Origin of the sequence: Rhodothermus bifroesti, assembly GCF_017908595.1 — a bacterium.
Classification (GTDB): domain Bacteria; phylum Bacteroidota; class Rhodothermia; order Rhodothermales; family Rhodothermaceae; genus Rhodothermus; species Rhodothermus bifroesti.
The window spans coordinates 268,712-288,192 of the sequence record NZ_JAGKTL010000004.1; the positions used below are offsets into that span (position 1 = coordinate 268,712).

Below are 19,481 nucleotides of genomic sequence, written 5' to 3' on the forward strand. Positions count from 1 at the left end.
AAAAGCGCCTCAGACCGTGCTGAGGCGCTTTTTGATTGAGGGTTAGGCTTCTTGCATGGCTTCCGCCTCGGCCACCACCTTATCCTGCACGTGACGAGGCATAGGCTCGTAGTGACTAAAGCGCGCCCGATGGATCCCTCGTCCTTGGGTTAGGGAGCGCAGTGTTGTGGCATAGCGGTACAGCTCGGCCTCTGGGACCAAAGCTCTGATTTTTTGGAAGACGCCTTCGGTCTCAATGCCTTGAATGCGTGCCCGACGCGTGTTGAGGTCCCCCATTACGTCCCCAGTAAAAGCTTCGGGCACCATCACTTCGACCTCATCGATGGGTTCTAGGAGTACGGGTTGTGCTTTTTTGAAAGCCTCGCGAAAAGCCATTCGGGCAGCCGTGCGAAAGGCGGCCTCGTTGGAATCGACCGGGTGCATACCGCCGTGGTAAATAATCACACGCACGTCGCCTACCGGATAGCCTGCAATCGGGCCGTTTTGCATTGCTTCTAAGACGCCTTTTTGGATAGCTCCAAAAAAGCGTTTCATGTCGATCACGCCACCTACAATGGCATCAACAAAATGCACCCGTGCCCCCCAGGGCGTTTCGGCTGTTACCTCGCCACGCACCGTGATATCCGAAGGCGGCACAAAAGGCTCTGTAAGCGGCTCAACGTGCACCGAGATGTCGGCAAACTGCCCGGCGCCACCGGTTTGTTTTTTATGGCGGTAAGCCGTGCGCGCACTGGTCTGAATGGTCTCTCGATAGGCCACTTTGGGCTTAACAAACTCGATTTCGACTCCAAAGCGATTTTTAAGCCGAAAGCGGGCAATTTCCAAGTGCATCTCCCCTTGTCCCGCCAGCACGATTTGTCGCAAGAGCGGATCTTGGATGATCTGCAGCGAAGGATCCTCTTCCACAAGTTGGTGCATTCCTTGCATCATCTTGTCTTCATCGCCTTCACGCAAGGGACGTACGGCCACGGCGTAGCGCGGCTCTGGAAAATGAATTTTCGGGAGCACAAACGCAGTTCCTTTGGGCCGTAGCGTGTTGTTGGTGTGCGTGTCACGCAGCTTGACCGTAGCGCCCAAGTCGCCAGCCACCATTCGGGGGACCCCTTCGCGATGGTGACCGTTCATGACGTAGAGCGTAGCCAGGCGTTCTAGTGCACCTGTCTGGGCATTTTCTAGGTCCATGCCCTGCTCCAGCGTGCCCGAGTAGACCCGAAGGTAGGAAAAGTCGCCCACATGCGGCTCCGCCATGGTGCGAAAGACAAAAGCTACCGGCGGCCCTGAAGGATCCGCCTTCAAAGTACCCCCATTTTCTAAGGGCGCAGGTGGCATGTCGGCAGGTGAAGGTGCCACATTCACCAAGAAGCTCAGCAGTCGAGGGATTCCAATCTGCTCTGTAGCACTGGTCACAAAAATCGGAAAGAGCTGCCGGTGCAGCACGGCCGTCCGCAACCCTAGCCGCATCTCATCTTCGGTGAGCGTACCTTTTTCAAAGTACAGCTCCATTAACCTTTCATCGTTTTCTGCAATGTCTTCAATAAGCGCCATATGTAGGGCTTCGGCTTCTTCACGGAAAGCCGGATCAATTTCGGTTTCGACTGGAGGCCCGCCTTTGGGGTAAATTAGCTGTTTCATGAGCAGTACATCGATAATGGCCCTTGAGCCCGTGCCAGCCGGAATCTGCAGCACCGTTGCTCCTCGGCCAAAGCGCTCTTTAATCTGCGCCACAAGTGTCCGAAAATCGGATTCCGCATGATCGATATGGTTCAGCACAAACATCGAAGGGATGCTGCGCTGCAAGCCGTAGGTCCAAGCCAACTCAGTACCTACTTGCACCCCTTCGACGGCATTCATCACGTAAATAGCCAGGTCGGCCACGCGCAGTGCCGCCAGTACTTCACCTGCAAAATCCAGATAGCCGGGTGTGTCGAGCACATTGATTTTATGCTCCTGCCAAGGCACATGCAGCAGGGAGGTAAACACCGACATGCCGCGCTCTTTTTCACTGGGATGATAATCACTGGCCGTGTTGCCTTCTTCAATCGAACCCATGCGCGACAGCACACCGGCTGTAAAAAGCATAGCTTCGGCCAGCATGGTTTTGCCACTACCTTGATGGCCTACCAAAGCGACGTTTCGGATATGCTTGGCCTCATAGACTTTCATAGGCTACCTCCTAAGTTTTTAGGCGGACAAAGCGCTTCCGGCTAGCCCAGGCAAGCACGTTGTCCGGCTTGCTGCCCCCAAAGAACCGCTCTGGGAGTGGCTTGTTTAAGATACGCGCGTAGCCTAAATAGTCAAGCCTCACGGAAATGAAATCGCTGCTTTTAGCGCTAGAAACAGCCACGGAGGTGTGCAGCGTGGCGCTGCTCAACGGTGACAGCTTGTACTTTGAGGCTACGCTACAGCAAGGGCGGATCCACGCCGAAAGACTGGCTCCTTTGATTGCTACCGCACTCGAACATAGCGGCGTTCAAGCAGCTGAGCTGCAGGCTGTGGCGGTGTCGATGGGTCCAGGATCGTACACCGGGCTCCGCGTAGGTGTCAGTACGGCAAAAGGGCTTTGCGAAGCCACAAACGCAGCGCTTATAGGCGTACCCACGCTTGAGGCCTTGGCTGCCTCGGTTATGCCGTATGCTGAGCCCGAAGATGTCATTATTCCGCTGCTGAACTCTCGGCGTAGCGAAGTGTATGCTGCAGCCTATCGGATTGGCCCAGAAAACACATTGCACCCTCTGGCCAAAGCTGTGGCCTATGAGGCCGCAGAGCTGGCCAGCTGGCTTGAGGCATTAGGCCTTAACGGCCGACTACACCTGGTCGGCGAAGGTACAACACGCGTAGCTCCCTACCTACCGAAGCAACCGGGGCTCCGCTTGCTGGACCCTCATACGCACTTGATGCGCGCCTTTTGGGTGGGCCGCTTAGGATGGAGGCGCTACCAGCAAGGACAGATTGCAGACGTAGCGTCGTTTGAACCCTTGTACCTGAAGGATTTTGTCGTAAACCGCGCTACGCCGCAGGCATCCCTAACCTCCTAACGAACATAAAGCTGAAGTATGGCCTGGTTTAAACGCAAAACCCAAGGCATTCTTACCGCACGCGATGAGCAGAACGACTTTCCCGAAGGCCAGTGGGCCAAATGCCCCACGTGTGGCCACATCCTGCATCGGAGAGCGCTGGATGACCACGCAAAGGTTTGTCCCAAGTGCGGCTATCACTTCCCGATGACCAGCTTAGAGTACTTCCGCCTGCTGTTCGACGAAGGGCGGTTTGTACTACACGATCAACACTTAACGTCGGCCGACCCGCTAGGCTTTGTAGACCGCAAGCCGTACACGGTTCGGATTGAAGAAGCCCGAAAGCAGACTGGGCTTAACGAAGCTGCTCAGCGGGCAACCGGTACCATCGGGGGATACGCCGTATCGGCTGCGGCGCTTGACTTTCGCTTTATCGGCGGCTCGATGGGATCGGTTGTAGGAGAGATTGTGGCCCGCGCTATTCAGACGGCTTACACCGAACGCATCCCGCTACTAATCATCTCGCAAAGCGGGGGAGCGCGCATGATGGAAGGCATTCTAAGCCTGATGCAGATGGCCAAGACCGCTGCCTTGCTCACCCGATTGGATGAAGCCCGCGTGCCCTACATCTCATTGATGAGCAACCCGACAACCGGAGGTGTAACGGCTTCATTTGCCATGTTGGGCGATATTAACCTAGCTGAGCCTGGAGCGCTGATCGGCTTTGCGGGACCACGTGTCATTCGGCAAACCATCGGGCAGGACCTACCGCCTGGCTTTCAAAGCGCTGAATTTCTGCGAGAGCATGGCTTTATTGACGATGTGGTTGACCGGCGTCAGTTGCGGCGCTATTTGATACATCTGCTCGACTTGCTGTGCGAGCCTGCAGGCTTGCCCTTGCCGAAGGACACCTCTACGTCGTAGCTTAGCTTCTGAACCAAGCGCATCGGACGCATATCGCAGCAATCGCTACGAGGTGTATTGGAGACCGGTTTTTATAGCCTTGCTGCCTCACCAAAGGCAAAAAGGCTGGCGTGTAGTTTGTTTTGCCAAGCGTTCGATGCGTACCGTGCTGCGTGCTGCTACATGGGGTGGGGTTCTGCTCATCGGAGGGCTTTGCCTGGTAGGATTGGGCAGGCCGGCGCCTAATGGTGCCCTGCTTTTTCTCTGGCCTCCAGATAGCCTGCGGCAAGACACCACAGGCGCCGATACGCTGCCTACACCACGGGCCGATCGGCTTTTGCCCCACCGACAACGCGACCTCCCCTATGCCCGCCTGCATCCCCGCAGCCGTTCACTTACTACGCTCGTTCCTGGAACGTGGCAGCGTGCGGTTGTACTAGATTCAACCCACCTGGTCTACCATATCTACGAGCGTCTAGGCCGCACCGACGTGCGCATACCTGTAACGCTCGACCTAAAAAGCTACCGAAAGCTACGTCTGCACCAAGCCTTGCGCCAAAACTGGCAAACGGTCCAAACGCAACGGCAACGCCAAGCCAGTCAACAACGCCGCAGCGGCCTAGGCCTTAGCATTGCTATCCCAGGTGGCCGGCAAAGCGCCTTTACTACGATTTTTGGGCGACCTGAAGTCGACCTGCGCGTTAACGGCCAAGCCGACATCAATGCTGGTTTCAATTACCGAAAAAGCGACCAACAGGTCGCCTTCTTTGGCCGCTCGGCCCAGATCGATCCAGACTTCAAACAAGATCTGCGCCTAGGGATTACGGGCACCATTGGCGACAAACTCCGCGTTAACGTCAACTGGGACACCAACAACCAGTTCGACTACCAAAATCAGCTCAAGCTAGAGTACACCGGCTATGAAGATGAAATCATTCAGCGCATTGAAGCTGGAAACGTGATGCTCCAAACCCCCTCCCAGCTTATCCGTGGGGGGCAAAGCCTGTTTGGGATCAAAGCACAATTTCAGCTCGGCGGCCTACGGCTCACTACCGTTGCCAGCCAAGAGGAAGGTCAAGCGAACGCCCTAAGCATTAGCGGCGGTTCACAAACCACCACCTTTACTCTGCAACCGACCGACTACGACGAGGGGACGCACTTTTTCCTGGCCTACTACTTCCGCAACCGCTGGGAAGATGCCCTAGCCGATCCCCCTAACATCCGCATCGCCAACGGCTTTGAACGCATTACCGAAATTGAAGTCTGGAAGCTCGTCTATCCTGTTCGCGATGATGAAAACGTCCGCCAGGTTGTAGCTATTGTCGACTTGGGCGAACCAGCCGAGCTCCTTACCTTAGCCGACGGCTACACCCGGGCAGATGTCGGAGCGCTACCGGATAACCGTAACGACCGCTATGATGATACCCCTGGAGGTGAGGTCGATGCCTTTTTGCGTAATGGGCAGGCCAATGCCGCAGCTTACTTGAAAGAGCAACGGGGTCTCACCGAAGATGACTTTCAAACCGGCCGATTTAAACGACTCGAACCCGGCAGGGACTACACGTTTGACGAGGTGCTGGGTTACCTTTCCCTTAACCAAAGACTGCAAGAAAACGAAGCACTAGCCGTTGCATTTCGCTACCGAGCCGGTGGACGCATCTACCAGGTGGGGGATTTTTCTTCGGAAACCGGGGGGGCCAGTGGAGGACAAGATGAAAACCGCCTAGTCCTGAAGCTGCTCCGTCCCGGTCAGCTTCGCCAACCTGCTCCAGCGACAGGCTACAATCCAGCAGTCTGGTACCTTGAACTGCGCAACATCTACCGCCTACCCGGACGCAGCATCAATCCCGAAAACTTTGAACTGGATATTTTTTACCGGCCACCTGGGAAAACAGCCCAAAAATATCTGTCTGAGCTAGGCGCGCAGCGCACCTTGTTGCAACTCTTAGGACTTGACCGACTCAACCAAGACCAAGCTCCTATCCCAGACAACCGGTTCGATTTTCTGGTGAACTTTACGATCAATCCTGGCAACGGCCTGCTCATTTTTCCATTTCTAGAACCCTTCGGCAAACGCTTAGCCCAACTCATCGAGCAGACCAGCTTGCCCAACGATCAAAAAGCCGCACTGCGCAACCAATACGTCTTTCAGGACCTCTACGTGCAGAAAAAAGAAAATGCCCGGCGCAACACGCAACACAACGTGTACACGATTGAGGGTTCCTACAAAAGCGCCGTGCAGGATTTCTACGACTTACGTGCCTATGCTGGGCTGGTCCAGGGTTCTGTCCGTGTTACTTCAGGGGGTACACCCCTTCAGGAAGGGGTAGACTTCGTGGTCGATTACCAAGGCGGCACTGTGCGCATCACCAATCCAGCCTATCTCACTCCTGGCCGTGAAATTCAAATCACCTACGAGCAAAACGCGCTTTTCAACCTGCAAAAGAAAACGCTCTTGGGCATGCGGGCCGATTACACGCTGGGAGAAAAGCTGGCCTTGGGGGCTACGATGATGCGGTTGAGTCAGAAATCGCCCGTCGACAAATTTCGCCTGGGAGAAGAGCCCATTGCCAACCTGATCTGGGGCATTGATGGTTCGTTTACCGCCCAGTCTGAGTGGCTTACCCGCGCACTCGACGCCCTGCCGCTCCTGCAAACCCGAGAGCCTAGCGAACTGTCCTTCTCAGGCGAATTTGCTCAACTTCGGCCTGGCCATGGCCAGACGCTGGCTTTTGAGCGCACGCGCCGTGAGCTGCGCAACGCGCATCGGGACTTTAACATCGATGAGCTGCGCGGCATTTCCTATATCGACGATTTTGAAGGCTTTGAAAATACCTTCTCGCTCAAACAACCTGGCAGCTGGCGCTTGGCCTCTCCCCCCGATTCGACCGCTCGCTATCCCGCTGGCTTTGTAGGTACGCTTTACGATTCGCTCCGCACTACCTGGCGCGGCGTTTTCGCCTGGTATCAACTTAGCGAGATCCTGGTGTCCGACTTAGCCCGCCGCGCTCCAGTGTATGACCCCGAAGCTGTCCGCCCCGTACTCATCACCGACGTCTTCCCCAACCGAGACGTTCGCGGCGAGCTGACCCAAACGCTACCAACGCTCGATATCTATTTCAACCCGTACATGCGCGGGCCTTACAACTATAGCACCGACCTCGAAGACTTTCTGGCTCATCCGGAAGAAGTGTGGGGCGGCATGATGCAGCCAATCCCTCAAGGCTACACCGATTTCAACTTAAGGAATATCGAGTTTGTGGAATTTATTTTCCGTCCTTTCCCCGAAAATCCTGAGCGGGATGCGGGCTCAGAGGCTAAACTCTACATTGACCTAGGTGCGATCTCTGAGGACGTGATTCCTAACGGCAAGCTCAACGCCGAAGACGGGCTCTCGATGACCGATCCAAGCAGTGGCTTTCGAGGGGACCAGTGGAGCCGCTATCCTACAGGCATTCAGAACAACTCGGTTGACTTAGACCTCAGCACACGCCGCACCGAAGACCTAGGCCTCGATGGCTTAGCCTCCTACGACCCTTCGGCTTATCCTGAAGTGTATACCGAACAGTTTCACTTCCGAAAGTTTTTGGAAAGCCTTGATCCCAACCATGGGGACCTGCGCTACCGCGCAGAAGTAGCGCGGGCATTGCGCGACCCTTCGGGAGACGACTACCAGCCCTTTGATAACGATGCCTTTTTCAATGACCCTGAACTTTTCCCTTCCGAGCTTTACCCGAATGGGGTTCCCCTACAGCAGCGGTTTGCGTTTTATTTTCCTGGCCTGGAACTCAATGCCTATGAAACCCAGAACCAACTCGCTCGCGGCGGCATTCGGCGGGGCAATTCCCGCATTCCCGATACCGAAGACCTGAATTTTAACGGCTCCCTGGATACCGAAAACAGCTACTTTCAGTATGAAATTCCGCTCAGCAAAGCAGCGCTCGATTCGTTAGCCCAACCCGGGCGTGAAGACGACTACGTGGTTGGTGCCATTACCAATAGCCGGGGGGAGACCTGGTACCAGGTCCGCATCCCTGTCCGCAATTACACACGTAAAGTGGGCAATATCCAGGATTTTTCGCTCATTCAGACCATTCGGGTGTGGACGACGGGCCACCGTGTTCCGATCACGTTGCGTTTTGCTACCTTTGAGCTGGTAGGCAGCCAGTGGCGTAAAGCTGAAGAAGTGGCTGTTGAAGAGCGCACACCTTCGGATACGCTGTTTACCAACACCCGGGTGAGCATCTCCAGCGTCAGCAACGAAAAAAATCCAGATATTTACCGTACGCCCAGCGGAGCCATTATCAGCCAAGTGCGCACTACCACAGGCGTTGTCCGCAACGCCCGCGAGCAAGCCCTTGTCCTTCGCGTCGAAAACCTTTATCCCGGCCACCAGCGCGGCATCTACAAAACGTTTACCCAAGGGCTGGATTTACTCAAGTATTCCAACCTGCGCATGTTCGTCCACCTGCACGGCACTTTAGCCGATGGCACTCCCCTAGAAGCTCTGGCGCAACAAGACCCTGAAGGCGCTCGCCAGAAAGTACGGCTTTTTGTGCGCCTGGGTGCCAACGCCAATAACGACTACTACGAATACGAACAGCCCCTGATGCCCAGCTCCGTTACCTCGGGCAGCAGCGATGAGCTATGGCAGACCTTTCAACGATGGGGCGACCGGGTGATTGACCTCAACTCGGTCAATATCCTGCTGGGGGCCTTCAACGAACTTAAAATCGCCCGTGATGCAGCAGGCTTCCCGGCCGACAGCGTTTTCTGGAACAAAATCAACGGTCAGCCTACGGCGCCAGGCGTCCCCGATGCCGATGCTTTTGCCCCACCCGGCAGCCGACTGGCGGTCAAAGGCAATCCATCGCTCAGTCGCATCACGATGATCATCATCGGCGTGCGCAATCCGGCTGCTGAAAACAGTGCCGATCCGCGCGATCGTCTCGAAGAAGTCGTTGTGTGGCTCAACGAGCTGCGTGTTTCGGGATACGACGAAAAAAATGGCTATGCGGGTTTGGCTAACCTCAACCTTAAGCTGGCCGACCTTGGCCGCGTGCGGGCGAACTTCCGCATGCAAACCGACGGCTTCGGTGCGCTCTCCAGCACTTTAGGGGAACGTGAGCAAAACAATCAACAGAGCTGGAGTATTGCCACCGACATTAACCTAGACCGGCTGCTGCCGCGCCGCTACGGTTGGTCTATCCCGTTCTCGCTGCAGCTTCAGTCCAGCACCACCACACCTCGCTTCGATCCGGCACGGGGCGACGTGCGCCTCCAGGAAGTGCTAAACCAGATCAGTCTCGACAGCACGCGCTCCCGCAGTGAGCAGGCCCAGGCCCGCCAAGAGGTGCTCGAGCGCGTACAGACGCACAACATGACGCGCTCCTACAGCTTCCGGGTCCAAAAACAGGGCTCTAAGTCTTGGCTCATGCGCACGTTGGTTGATGGGCTCAATTTCAGCTATGCCTTTGCGGCAACCGAAGGACGCAGTCCAACGCAGCGCTTTAATACGTCCTGGCGCTGGACGACTTCTTTAAGCTACCGGCTTAACGTCCGTCGTCCCCGCACAGTACGTCCTTTCGCTTTCTTAGACGACGTGCCTTTGGTAGGCCTGCTGGCTGGGCTGCAGTTTAATTACCTTCCCCAAAGCCTTTCTTGGTCGGGCAGCGCCAACCGCAACTTTTCCGCCAACCAAGATCGTGGACCTGTGCTGCCTGGCCAGCGCAATCCTACGTTGCCAGATCTGGTCATCAGCCCTATTCGGGAGCAGCATAGCCTGGCACACAGCCGAAATTTCAGCCTACAGTACAACCCCTTCACGTTCTTCAACCTCAGCTTCGACACCAACACGCAGCAGAGCCTCAATGCGCTGAGCGTTGACACCGTCTATCAGGTGGTCACGCGCGACACGGTTTATCGCGGCCTGCGTATGGAAGAGGCGATTGCTCGCGGCTTAATCGCACCGGAAGATGCAGGCGTGCGGGCTTTCGAGCAATACCGTCTCCAGCCGGTTCCCTTCCACCGCGTCTTGCGGCGCACACTTGAAGGTGCCGAAGGTTTGCGCACCGATCGCTACCAGCAACGGTTCACCGCAAATTTGCGCCCCGACTTAGGCCGTCGCCTAAACTGGCTGCGCTTGCAAGACGTGAGCTACACAGCACAGTTTGCCTGGCAAAACGGCTCCATTCAGCGTAACACAGGAGCCAGCGTTTCTAACCAGGCGTCGCTGAGCAGCGGTCTTACACTACAACCCCGGGAGCTCTGGCGCAAGTTTGCTTTCTACCGCAAGCTGGAAGAGCAAGAGCGTCAAGCCGAACAGCGCCGCCGTCAGCCTCAGACGCAACAAGACGAAGACAAACCTCGGCCGCTGATTCGTCCACCCAACCCCATTGTCCTGCTCCGCCGGCTCTTTTTGGCTGTGACTGGCATCGAAAACCTGCAGCTTTCTGGTCGCGCCAACTGGAGCAGCGCTTCAAGCAACGTGGGCCGAGGGCCTATCGACAGCGTACGCGTCGCCTATAGCCTTTGGGATGCCTTGCACGGGCGTGGACCTTCGGTCGGTTATCGCTTTGGCCTAGACCGCCGCATCGATTTATCCAATCGCGTACTCGACCCTAGTCTCCAGGTGGCCGACCAGTTATCGAACGACTATGAACTTCGGGCTTCGACCTCGCTGCGGCTGAGTCCAACGCTTCAGGTGACGCTCAACTGGAACGTTAATTGGAACACGCGCACGGACTATTCCTACCGTCCCAACCCCAACGGTCTTGTAGACACCACCATGAGCAATAGAGGAAGCAGCCGCGCTTCAGTTTGGGCCTTTGGCGCTTCTTACCTCGACCTTTTCCGTCGCCAGCTGGATACCTATCGAAAAGATTTAGCCCAAGCTTCTAATCCTGCCCTCTTTGGCGACGAAAACGGGGACGGGCGCGTGGCGCTGACCAATGCCACTGTAGTCGCCGACTTCCGAAGCGCCTTCACGCACAGCTTGGGTCGGCTTGGCACGCACACCCCTATCCCCCTACCAAGCTGGCAGATCAACTATACAGGGCTGTCTAACTGGCCCTTGTTCCGCAGCCTGGCCCAAGGCGTCACGCTGCGCCACGGCTACAGTGCCGACTACAGTAGTGACTATCGCACCAACCTAAACGCCCTCTCCGACGATCCCAGCGTTGCCTTTGGCACGTTTAGCTTAGGCAATCGCCGCATTCGCTATCGCTTCTCGCGTTATGAAGTCAGCGCCGTGCGCATTAACGAGCGCTACCAACCCCTCCTAGGCTTAGACATTACCTGGAAAAATCGGCTTCAGACCAACCTCTCCTGGTCTCAAAGCCGCAGCTATTCGCTCTCGACCAACAACGAAATTAACGCCAGCAAAACCGGAGAGCTCACGCTGAACCTGAACTACCAGGTTCAAGGTCTACGCATCCCGTTTTTACCAATCAAACGCCTCCAAAACCGCGTTGGGATAAGCCTAAGCCTTTCACGGGCTACGACCGATGAGCGTCGCTACTCGCTGTTTCGCGCCCTACAGGCAGCAGCTGACAATCCCGAAGCCTTCGACCCCCACAATGCCCTCAGTCCCGACTTTGCCCCACGGTTAACGTCCTGGACACGTACAACCATTGCACCCCAGATCTCCTATCAGTTCAGTAACCGCGTATCGGCCGCCTTTCAGCTCCGTTACGAACGCTTCGAAAGCGCCGACAGCCGCGTTCCCTCTTCGACCACCATGCAAGGTGGCTTTAACGTGCGCGTGAGCATCTCCAACTAAAGGGCACGCTGGAGAACCTGTGGCGTAAAATCTTGCACAAAGCTAAGGTGCACCATGGCTGAAGCTGTCGTTGTTTGTCGGCTGGGGCGTATGGCGTATGGGCCAGCCTGGGCGTTGCAAAAGCGCCTGCAAGCCCGGCTGGTAGCCGCTAAACGTCGCGAGCCGCCCGAGCCCCTTCCTCATGTTTTTTTGCTGGTAGAACATCCCCCGGTGTATACGCTCGGTAAAAACGGTCGGTTGGAGCACTTGCTTCTCTCCGAAGAAGCCCTACGGGCCCGCGGAGCCGAGTTTTTCCATATCGATCGCGGGGGAGATATCACATTTCACGGCCCTGGTCAGCTGGTCGGCTATCCGATCTTAGACCTCGACCGCTTCTTTACCGACATTCATCGCTATCTGCGTGAGCTTGAAGAAACCATCATCCGCACTTGTGCAGACTATGGTTTACGCGCTACGCGCATTGCCGGACGCACTGGTGTGTGGATCGGTCCCGACAGCCGAGGGCCAGAGCGTAAAATCTGCGCCATGGGCATTCGCTGCAGCCGCTGGGTAACCATGCATGGCTTTGCCTTCAATCTCAATACCGATTTGCGCTATTTTTCGTTCATTATCCCCTGCGGCATCGCAGACCGAGGCGTTACTTCCTTAGCAGCTGAGCTGGGTCACCCCGTCGATGAAGCTGCTGTGCAAGCGCGCCTATTGCATCACTTTGCCAACTGCTTCAACGCCGAGCTGACTTTGTATGACGGGGATGCAGCGTTCCATTTTCTCAACGCTTATCTAAACCCACGGGAACCCGTTTCCCCTGCTTCGGTTAAGTGAGCATCCTTTTTTAGAATCTGCCATTATTGGGTATGGCCGCTTTCGACCTCGACCAGTTTACGCGCCGCCTCATTGCTGAGGCTCTTTTCTATGACGAAGAATACGGCGCCCTGGGCAACCTGAGCCTGATCGATCCACGCGAGGGCAAAGAGCGGTTTATCGCTTCCTACGTTCCTGAAGAAGGTACCTTCAGCATCGAAGAGGCTACCGACTGGGAAAAAGGCGAAATCGACGAAGAGGTTGGGTATGCTTTGGCGGTAGATTCACGTGAGTATGCAGCCTACGATACGCCCGAAGCAGCGGCCGAAGCACTGCTAGCCTTAGCACGTGAGCATAACTTGCTGCCGAGCATCACACTCCTTTTTGAAGAAGACGAGGTCAGTTAGGCAGCACACCTTTCCACAGTTCCCAGGCTAGCAGTCCCCAACCTATAATCCAGAGCGTTCCTCCCAAGGGAGCAACCGCGCCCCAGTGGGGTGCGTTGGCCAGTACCAGGACGTAGAGGCTTCCGGAAAATAGCCCAATGCCTCCGACGAAAGCCCATCCAGCGTATTTGAGCCTTATTGAGGGTCGGGAGAAAAGCATCCAGCCTGTCATCAAAAGTGCCAGGGCATGGTACATCTGGTAGCGCACGCCAGTCTCAAACGTCTGCAACCGTTCCGGCGTAACGTGCGGCGCCAACCCATGGGCCGCAAATGCGCCTAAGGCTACAGCCATACCCGCTGTTAGAGCACCCAAAACGAGAAAACACCGAGCCATACACGTAACCGCTAACCAAGTTGCTCCTCACAAAAGAACAACACAAAGCCCTAGCGGGGTGCGGCCGGATATCGAATTTCAAATGGAAAGATGCGATCGTTAAGCTTCAGGGTGTAACTCCCTGGCTTCCAGCTGCCCTCTAGTGGCAGGTAAAACCGAAACGGTTGTCGCACAGGGCGGCAGCGTTTTCTGGCTGGGCGGTGCATCCAGAGCTGCACACGCAGCAGGTTTCCAGCCCGCTCTTGCGCTACGGTATCCAGCGCAGCACAAGCCTCTGGAAGACTGCCTTTAATCAAAAGCTCTACCTTCTGCTCTCCGGTAGGCTGGTCGTCGAGTGGGGCTATGCGTACATGCACGGTATCGATAGGGACAAGATAGCGCAGGTATTGCTGGTCTACTTTAGGAGGCGTTAAGTCTAAGGTCAGACGTTCATCCGGGGCGTGGCCTACGTAGCGATGTCCAAAGCGATCATCGGGAGAGACAAGCCGAGGTGCAGAGGCACAACTCCCCATCAACGTAATGATTAAAAACAAGCTAGGTACCCAGCGCACACCTGGCTCAGCCCATCTGAGCGGCCACCGCCTGAAGCAGACGCACGGTAGCCCCCGATCCAGTTTCCGGGACTGATTCCTGAGGGGCATCACCCCAGAGTCGTTCTAGGTTGTAAAACGCTCGTTTTTCTGGAGTAAAAATGTGCACGACCATGTTGACATAGTCAAGCAGCACCCACTGCAAATGGTCCCGTCCCTCGATATGCCATGGCCGCTCTTGGCATTGCTGAGCAATGCGCTCTTCCACCGCATCGGCAATTGCCCGAATTTGTAGGTCCGATTCACCGGTGCACAACACAAAGAAATCGGCCACGCCGCTAACCTGACGCATGTCCATCACCACCAGGTCGCGGGCTTTTTTATCTAAAGCTGCGTCCACGGCATGCTGCGCCAATACGTGAGCTGGAAGCAATGTCCGGCGTCGCGCACGTGTTTTTGCCATTACTTGTCGCATAGGCAGTCTTTCAACGGTTATTCTTGAAACGGCGCCAGCGAAGCATAGTCTTGTCCTACAATCACTGAGGCATCCAGAAACAGATCCGGACGAATTTGCTGCTGGACGCGCTCTTCAGGGATGCCCAGTGCCGCAGCCACTTTACGGGCTGCTTCCAGATCACCTACGCGATCAATCACCAGGGAATGTGGTTCTATGCGCGTATAGTTGCCGACCTCCACTACATCAAAACCGCGCTGGCGCAAATAGTGCGTTGTGCGGGCGGCCACGCCCTCTACACCACAAGCATTTCGCACTTCTACCTGAATAATTTTCCCAATAAGCTGCGCGGGATTTTTCTCGCGTGCGGGGTCAACTCGGGGGGCCAACAAGCGCACACCTAATGCATACAGCAGCAAACCGACGCCCGCCAAGAGCACCACAAGCAGTAAACCTTCCCATCGTTTTGGACGCTGCGTCCGCTTACGCCGCATAGGTCAACTAGGATAAAAAACGCGACACACCGCGCGGTATGCCGCGTTGGCTTGGGTATTTCCCACAACGTGCATCACGGATCGTTCCAGAATAGCGAGGCACCGTATGGCCGAAATGGATAGTATCCGTAAGGATAAAGGTAATAGCCGTAGGGACTCTGACGTACGGAAAACTGAAGCAGCATATTTTCGCGTGGGCGGTAAGCTACTTCAGCATTGCGCAGGAAAATCTGCGGCCGACGCTCTAGTCCTAGACTGCCACCAAAAGGTGAATGCGCCACCCCAATGTCAACCCGTGCAGCCAGCTTATCGCTAAACTGCCACAGCATAGAGTTGGTGTAAACCCCCAGCGAATAGCTGTAGCCCCCAATCGTTCCCATGCTCATCTCATAGGTGTGTTGCATGCGAAAGTGCTCCGCGCTGAACAAATCGTTGAGCGAGAATCCCGATCCCATGCTGTAAAGCCGCATAGGAGCGCGTTGCACCGCAGCAGGCACATTTTCACGAAGCTGGGCCTGAGCTGGAGCGGCTAGACCTAACATCACCATCAAGCCAACCAGTAAGAGCGTCTTGCGCATGGCATTGCTATTTTTTTAGCCCCGCAGGTTGTTGTAAGAGTAAGCTTTCGCTGGTTTATTGTCAAGAACGGCCAATCGTCTTAATTGTTGCCTGCGCTGGAAACCTTTCCCTCCCTTAGGCATGCTTTTTCGCCAACTGAGAAGTCATCTTTTGGCCTAAATCGTGCCAAAGGTTATTCTAGGAATTGAAACTTCATGCGACGACACAGCGGCGGCTGTTGTTGTCGAAGGGCAACTGCGCTCGAGTGTGGTCGCCTCACAACAAGCGCTGCATAACCGTTATGGAGGGGTAGTGCCTGAACTGGCCTCACGCGACCATCAACGCCAAATTGTGCCCGTTGTGCGGCAGGCCCTTCAGGAAGCCCAGCTTCAGCCCGCCGATGTCGATGCTGTAGCCGTCACTTATGGTCCAGGACTGATCGGATCGCTGTTGGTGGGGCTTAGCTTTGCGAAAGCCTTTGCCTTAGGCCTTGGGCGACCGCTTATTGGCGTCAACCATTTGGAAGGCCACATGTATTCGGTCTTTCTCACGGCTCCCTCGCCTCCTTTTCCCTACTTGTGCTTAGTGGTCTCTGGAGGACACACGCAACTGGTGCGCGTAGAAGCGGGTTTTCAGCACGAAGTGCTCGGACGCACCCGAGATGATGCGGCAGGCGAAGCTTTCGATAAGGTCGCCCGCCTTCTTGGCCTGGGCTATCCTGGAGGGCCTGAAATTGACCGGCTAGCCCAGAAAGGCGATCCTGCTTTTATCCGCTTTCCGCAGCCACGCCTAGAGGGCTACGACTTTTCATTTAGTGGGCTAAAAACAGCCGTGCTGTATTATCTGAACCAGTTTTCCGAGACAGAACGCGACCGTCTCCTTAGGCATCATCTTGCCGACCTTTGCGCAGCATTTCAGCAAGCTGTAGTTGACGTGCTCATCGATGCCTTGCGACGCGCTGTCGAAGCCACCGGCATTCGGCACGTGGCTATCGTGGGCGGGGTTTCGGCCAACTCGGGACTTCGTGCCGCAGCCGAAGCCTTGAGCCAAGCCCTGGATTTTCGGCTGTATATTCCACCTATGGCTTACTGCATGGACAATGCAGCTATGATTGCCATTACCGGCTACTTTAAAGCCCAGGCAGGACTCACAAGTCCGCTGACATTATCGGCCAAGCCCACGCTCGCTGCCTAAAAATGTGTGCTATGTCGCTGGAATGCTTACAGCACGCGCTGGATCGCGTCCAAAACCATCGCCCAGAGCTCCCAGAATCGCCGACCGAAGCTGATATGATTCCTTGGCGTCAGCGCATCGACGCCATCGACCTGGTGATCCTGCGCCTGCTCAACGAACGCGCCCGCTGTGCGAATTATATTGGCTACATCAAAAAAAAGCTGGGCTTGCCTATCTACGTGCCCGAACGTGAAGAAGAGGTGTTGCGCAATGTATTGACTGCAAACGAAGGCCCCCTATCCAATGACGCGGTTCGGCGCCTTTTTGAGCGCATCATCGATGAAACGCGTTCACTAGAACGGCAGAAGTACCAAGACCCAACGCCAAACAGCTAATGCGACGTGTATTGCTGCTTGTAGGACTTACGCTGGGCTTGGTCTGCGGGGCTGCGATACTCTGGTTAGTTGTCGCCTCCAACACGCCTACTTTCGAAGGCCGTCGCGGCGTCAAGATCCCTCCCGGAGCTTCGCTTGAGCAAGTGGCCGATTCCTTGCAGGCCGCAGGTGTGTTGCAGCACCGCAGACCATTTGTCTGGCTGGCGCGGCTTACCGGATGGCATCGCCAAATCAAAGCTGGCTACTATACGTTTGCTACAGGCACTTCAACCTATCGCATGCTCAACGTCTTACGACGCGGGCTGCAATCCCCAGTGCATGTCTTGATTCCACCAGGCTCTCGGCCCGAAATCGTTGCAGCCTTCGTCTGCCGCGTGCTGGCCTGCAGCCCCGATTCGCTCCTAAGTGCCCTCCGCGATTCTGCACTGGCGGCTGAGCTGGGCACCGATACGCTCCATCTGTTTGGTCGCCTGCTGCCAGACACGTATTACTTTTTTTGGCTTACCGCGCCGCGCGACGTGGTGCGGCGCGTACATGCGGCATTTTTGGACTTCTTTACCCCTGAGCGGCGTGCCCTTGCCGACAGCCTGGGCCTAACGATTGATGAAGTCGTGACGCTGGCCTCTATCGTCGAATGGGAAGCAAGCCCCAAAGAGCGCCGCCGCGTGGCTGGTGTATATCTGAACCGCCTGCGGCGTGGTATGCCGCTCCAGGCCGACCCTACAGTACAATACGTTATTCTTCAACAAGAAGGCCAGAAGCGTCGCTTGCTATTTTCTGACTATCGCATCGACCACCCCTATAACACCTACCGGTATCGTGGTCTACCTCCAGGCCCAATTACGAACCCATCCCGAAATGCCTTAGAGGCGGTGTTGAATGCCGAGCAGCACGACTATCTGTACTTTGTAGCCGATGGCGAAGGCGGGCACGTCTTCAGCCGGACGTTTCAAGAACACGTCGAGGCTGCCCGTCGCTACCGACGTCTTGTGGAGCGACGCCGTATGCTTACCGACGGCGTGGACGCCCCATAGGCTGTGCTGAACCTAGCGTATAGCTCAACCCCACCACAAAGCGGCTGCGCCGCACCGTTTCCCGTACAAAAGGCGGCCGCTCGACGTCGGCATAGGGCTGATAGTAGTCGTCAAACTGCTCCTGCGTCCAGCCTAAATCCAGCCGAAACGACTCGGCCAATTGCAGGGAAATTCCTAAGGAACCCCAAACGCGCTGCCGATCTGCCTCGGAGCGTTGAATCTCCGAGGTATGAGGATCGGGAAAAACCGCTAGCCCTCCATAAAGCGTTGTGCTTCCCAATTGATAGGCTAAGCCTAATCGGGCGTTGAGTACGGGCTCGAGCTCCTCGCGCACGCGGCGGTTTAAGTCCTGTATGAATGCCTGATTGCTGGCAGCGTCAAAGCGGAGCTGCGACCAATCGATGGCCTCCAGATCCAGGCTCACGTGCAAACGGCTGGTCTGGTAAGCAATGCCCGTACGCAACCGCCAGGGAGTGCGGATCTCATAGCGGAACGTGCCTGTACCCGCATCGCCCGACTGTCCGCCGTAGGCCAGCGACCCCCCTGTGTCGAAGAAAGTCTCTAGCACGCTGCCATAGTCCTCGCGCACTCGGAAAAACACAGGGGTTTCTATGCTAACGCCAAAACGCCACTGCGGCGAAAGCCGAGCCGAAAGGCCACCCCGCATGCTAAAGCCCTCCAGTCTTGAAGTGAAGTATTCACGGACTTGCAAAAAGTCAAACCCGGCCAGCACGCGGTTTTCATTCAATATGACTGCATAGAGTGCTTCCGTGTTCTCGTTCCGGAAGTCTTCTTCTTCAAAACGCCGTTCAAACCGATAGCGACCGCTGGTAAACCCAAGGGAAAAGCCCAAAAACAGGTTCCGGGCTGCCTCGATGGCTGCACCCAAGCTAAGTTCATTGAGGCCACCTTCTTCGGTGACTTCACCGATTTGCCGGATCGTTGTACCAGGTGCGACAGCCTGATAGAATGGATAGCGCCCAGCCTGGTATTCATCAGGCAAAAACTCAATAGCACCTGCCTGGTAAGCCATAAATGGGATGTCGTGATGAAAGACCAGTTGACCTTCTGAGGTCACCTCGTACTCTCCGGGATAGGGCAAGTAGGAATCGGTGATCGAACTGGTGTTGTTTTCACCCTGGAAGTAAAGGCGGCGCGTGAAGTCAGCTGTGCGGGCATACGCTAAGCCAAGAACCAGCGAACCACGTACAGTAGGCGCTTTATAGACGGCAGCCAAATGGTCTAAGTCGGTTGCACGCAGTTCGCTTTCCCAATCGAAACGGGTAGGCGTATGGTAGATGGCTGCATCACGAGCATTAAGCCAGCTCAGCCCGCCGGCAATCTCTGAGTGCGTATAGTAGCCTAGCCCCGCTGGATTGCTATAAAGCACGCCATAGTCGGCCAGTCCAGCTGCACTGGTACCCGATAGCGCAGTCAAGCGAGCCCCTACGGCAGGAAGACGCTGCGAAAAACGCCAGGCATCATCTACACTTTGGGCCTGAGCATGCAGCACACCAAGCAAACAAAGACTCCAGCAAAAAATTACCTGCTTCATAACCGTTGCA

At 55.9% G+C, this 19,481-nt stretch carries 15 protein-coding genes; 8 read left to right on the forward strand and 7 right to left on the reverse strand.

Features of this window, described 5'->3' with window-relative positions; translation table 11 throughout:
- Positions 1 to 42: 42 nt before the first annotated feature.
- Complete coding sequence (locus J8E65_RS10320; protein ID WP_210375666.1) at positions 43 to 2,163, reverse strand: elongation factor G; 2,121 nt, start codon at positions 2,161 to 2,163, stop codon at positions 43 to 45.
- 146 nt (positions 2,164 to 2,309) lie between these two features.
- Here J8E65_RS10320 and tsaB point away from each other — a divergent pair, with 146 nt between their 5' ends.
- From tsaB to J8E65_RS10345, 5 genes are all read left to right on the forward strand, one after another.
- Positions 2,310 to 3,035 (forward strand): tRNA (adenosine(37)-N6)-threonylcarbamoyltransferase complex dimerization subunit type 1 TsaB, encoded by a 726-nt coding sequence (tsaB, locus tag J8E65_RS10325; protein WP_210375667.1) that lies wholly within the window; start codon positions 2,310 to 2,312, stop codon positions 3,033 to 3,035.
- A gap of 18 nt (positions 3,036 to 3,053) precedes the next feature.
- Entirely contained in the window at positions 3,054 to 3,938 is an 885-nt protein-coding gene (gene accD / locus J8E65_RS10330; RefSeq protein WP_210375668.1) for an acetyl-CoA carboxylase, carboxyltransferase subunit beta, read from the forward strand.
- Between the two features lie 136 nt (positions 3,939 to 4,074).
- Positions 4,075 to 11,697, forward strand: coding sequence for a T9SS outer membrane translocon Sov/SprA (gene sov, locus J8E65_RS10335; protein WP_210375669.1), 7,623 nt, complete (start codon positions 4,075 to 4,077; stop codon positions 11,695 to 11,697).
- A 54-nt stretch (positions 11,698 to 11,751) separates the two neighbouring features.
- Positions 11,752 to 12,519: a lipoyl(octanoyl) transferase LipB gene (lipB, locus tag J8E65_RS10340; protein ID WP_210375670.1), complete on the forward strand. Its 768-nt coding sequence runs from the start codon at positions 11,752 to 11,754 to the stop codon at positions 12,517 to 12,519.
- Between the two features lie 32 nt (positions 12,520 to 12,551).
- Positions 12,552 to 12,905, forward strand: a complete 354-nt coding sequence (locus J8E65_RS10345) for a hypothetical protein (RefSeq protein WP_210375671.1) — start codon at positions 12,552 to 12,554, stop codon at positions 12,903 to 12,905.
- On the opposite strand, the gene J8E65_RS10350 is transcribed toward J8E65_RS10345, so the two are convergent.
- From J8E65_RS10350 to J8E65_RS10370, 5 genes are all read right to left on the reverse strand, one after another.
- Positions 12,898 to 13,278: a DUF423 domain-containing protein gene (locus J8E65_RS10350; protein ID WP_210375672.1), complete on the reverse strand. Its 381-nt coding sequence runs from the start codon at positions 13,276 to 13,278 to the stop codon at positions 12,898 to 12,900. The genes J8E65_RS10345 and J8E65_RS10350 overlap by 8 nt on opposite strands.
- Positions 13,279 to 13,328: 50 nt before the next feature.
- Positions 13,329 to 13,829 (reverse strand): hypothetical protein, encoded by a 501-nt coding sequence (locus tag J8E65_RS10355; RefSeq protein ID WP_279308412.1) that lies wholly within the window; start codon positions 13,827 to 13,829, stop codon positions 13,329 to 13,331.
- 7 nt (positions 13,830 to 13,836) lie between these two features.
- Positions 13,837 to 14,283: a ribosome silencing factor gene (gene rsfS / locus J8E65_RS10360; protein ID WP_210375673.1), complete on the reverse strand. Its 447-nt coding sequence runs from the start codon at positions 14,281 to 14,283 to the stop codon at positions 13,837 to 13,839.
- Positions 14,284 to 14,300: 17 nt separating this feature from the next.
- Positions 14,301 to 14,756: a LytR C-terminal domain-containing protein gene (locus J8E65_RS10365; RefSeq protein WP_210375674.1), complete on the reverse strand. Its 456-nt coding sequence runs from the start codon at positions 14,754 to 14,756 to the stop codon at positions 14,301 to 14,303.
- 74 nt (positions 14,757 to 14,830) lie between these two features.
- Entirely contained in the window at positions 14,831 to 15,334 is a 504-nt protein-coding gene (locus tag J8E65_RS10370) for a hypothetical protein (RefSeq protein ID WP_210375675.1), read from the reverse strand.
- A gap of 163 nt (positions 15,335 to 15,497) precedes the next feature.
- On the opposite strand from J8E65_RS10370, the gene tsaD reads away from it, so the two are divergent.
- From tsaD to mltG, 3 genes are read left to right on the forward strand one after another with little or no spacing between them, the layout of a single operon-like run.
- A complete protein-coding gene (gene tsaD, locus J8E65_RS10375; RefSeq protein ID WP_210375676.1) occupies positions 15,498 to 16,508 on the forward strand; it encodes a tRNA (adenosine(37)-N6)-threonylcarbamoyltransferase complex transferase subunit TsaD in 1,011 nt (336 codons plus the stop codon).
- A gap of 11 nt (positions 16,509 to 16,519) precedes the next feature.
- Positions 16,520 to 16,882, forward strand: a complete 363-nt coding sequence (gene pheA / locus J8E65_RS10380; protein WP_210375677.1) for a chorismate mutase — start codon at positions 16,520 to 16,522, stop codon at positions 16,880 to 16,882.
- A complete protein-coding gene (mltG, locus tag J8E65_RS10385) occupies positions 16,882 to 17,916 on the forward strand; it encodes an endolytic transglycosylase MltG (protein WP_210375678.1) in 1,035 nt (344 codons plus the stop codon). The genes pheA and mltG overlap by 1 nt, the downstream gene beginning before the upstream one ends.
- On the opposite strand, the gene J8E65_RS10390 is transcribed toward mltG, so the two are convergent.
- Positions 17,891 to 19,471 carry an OmpP1/FadL family transporter gene (locus J8E65_RS10390; RefSeq protein ID WP_210375679.1) on the reverse strand — a complete coding sequence of 527 codons (1,581 nt, stop codon included), beginning with the start codon at positions 19,469 to 19,471 and terminating at the stop codon, positions 17,891 to 17,893. The genes mltG and J8E65_RS10390 overlap by 26 nt on opposite strands.
- Positions 19,472 to 19,481: the final 10 nt, after the last annotated feature.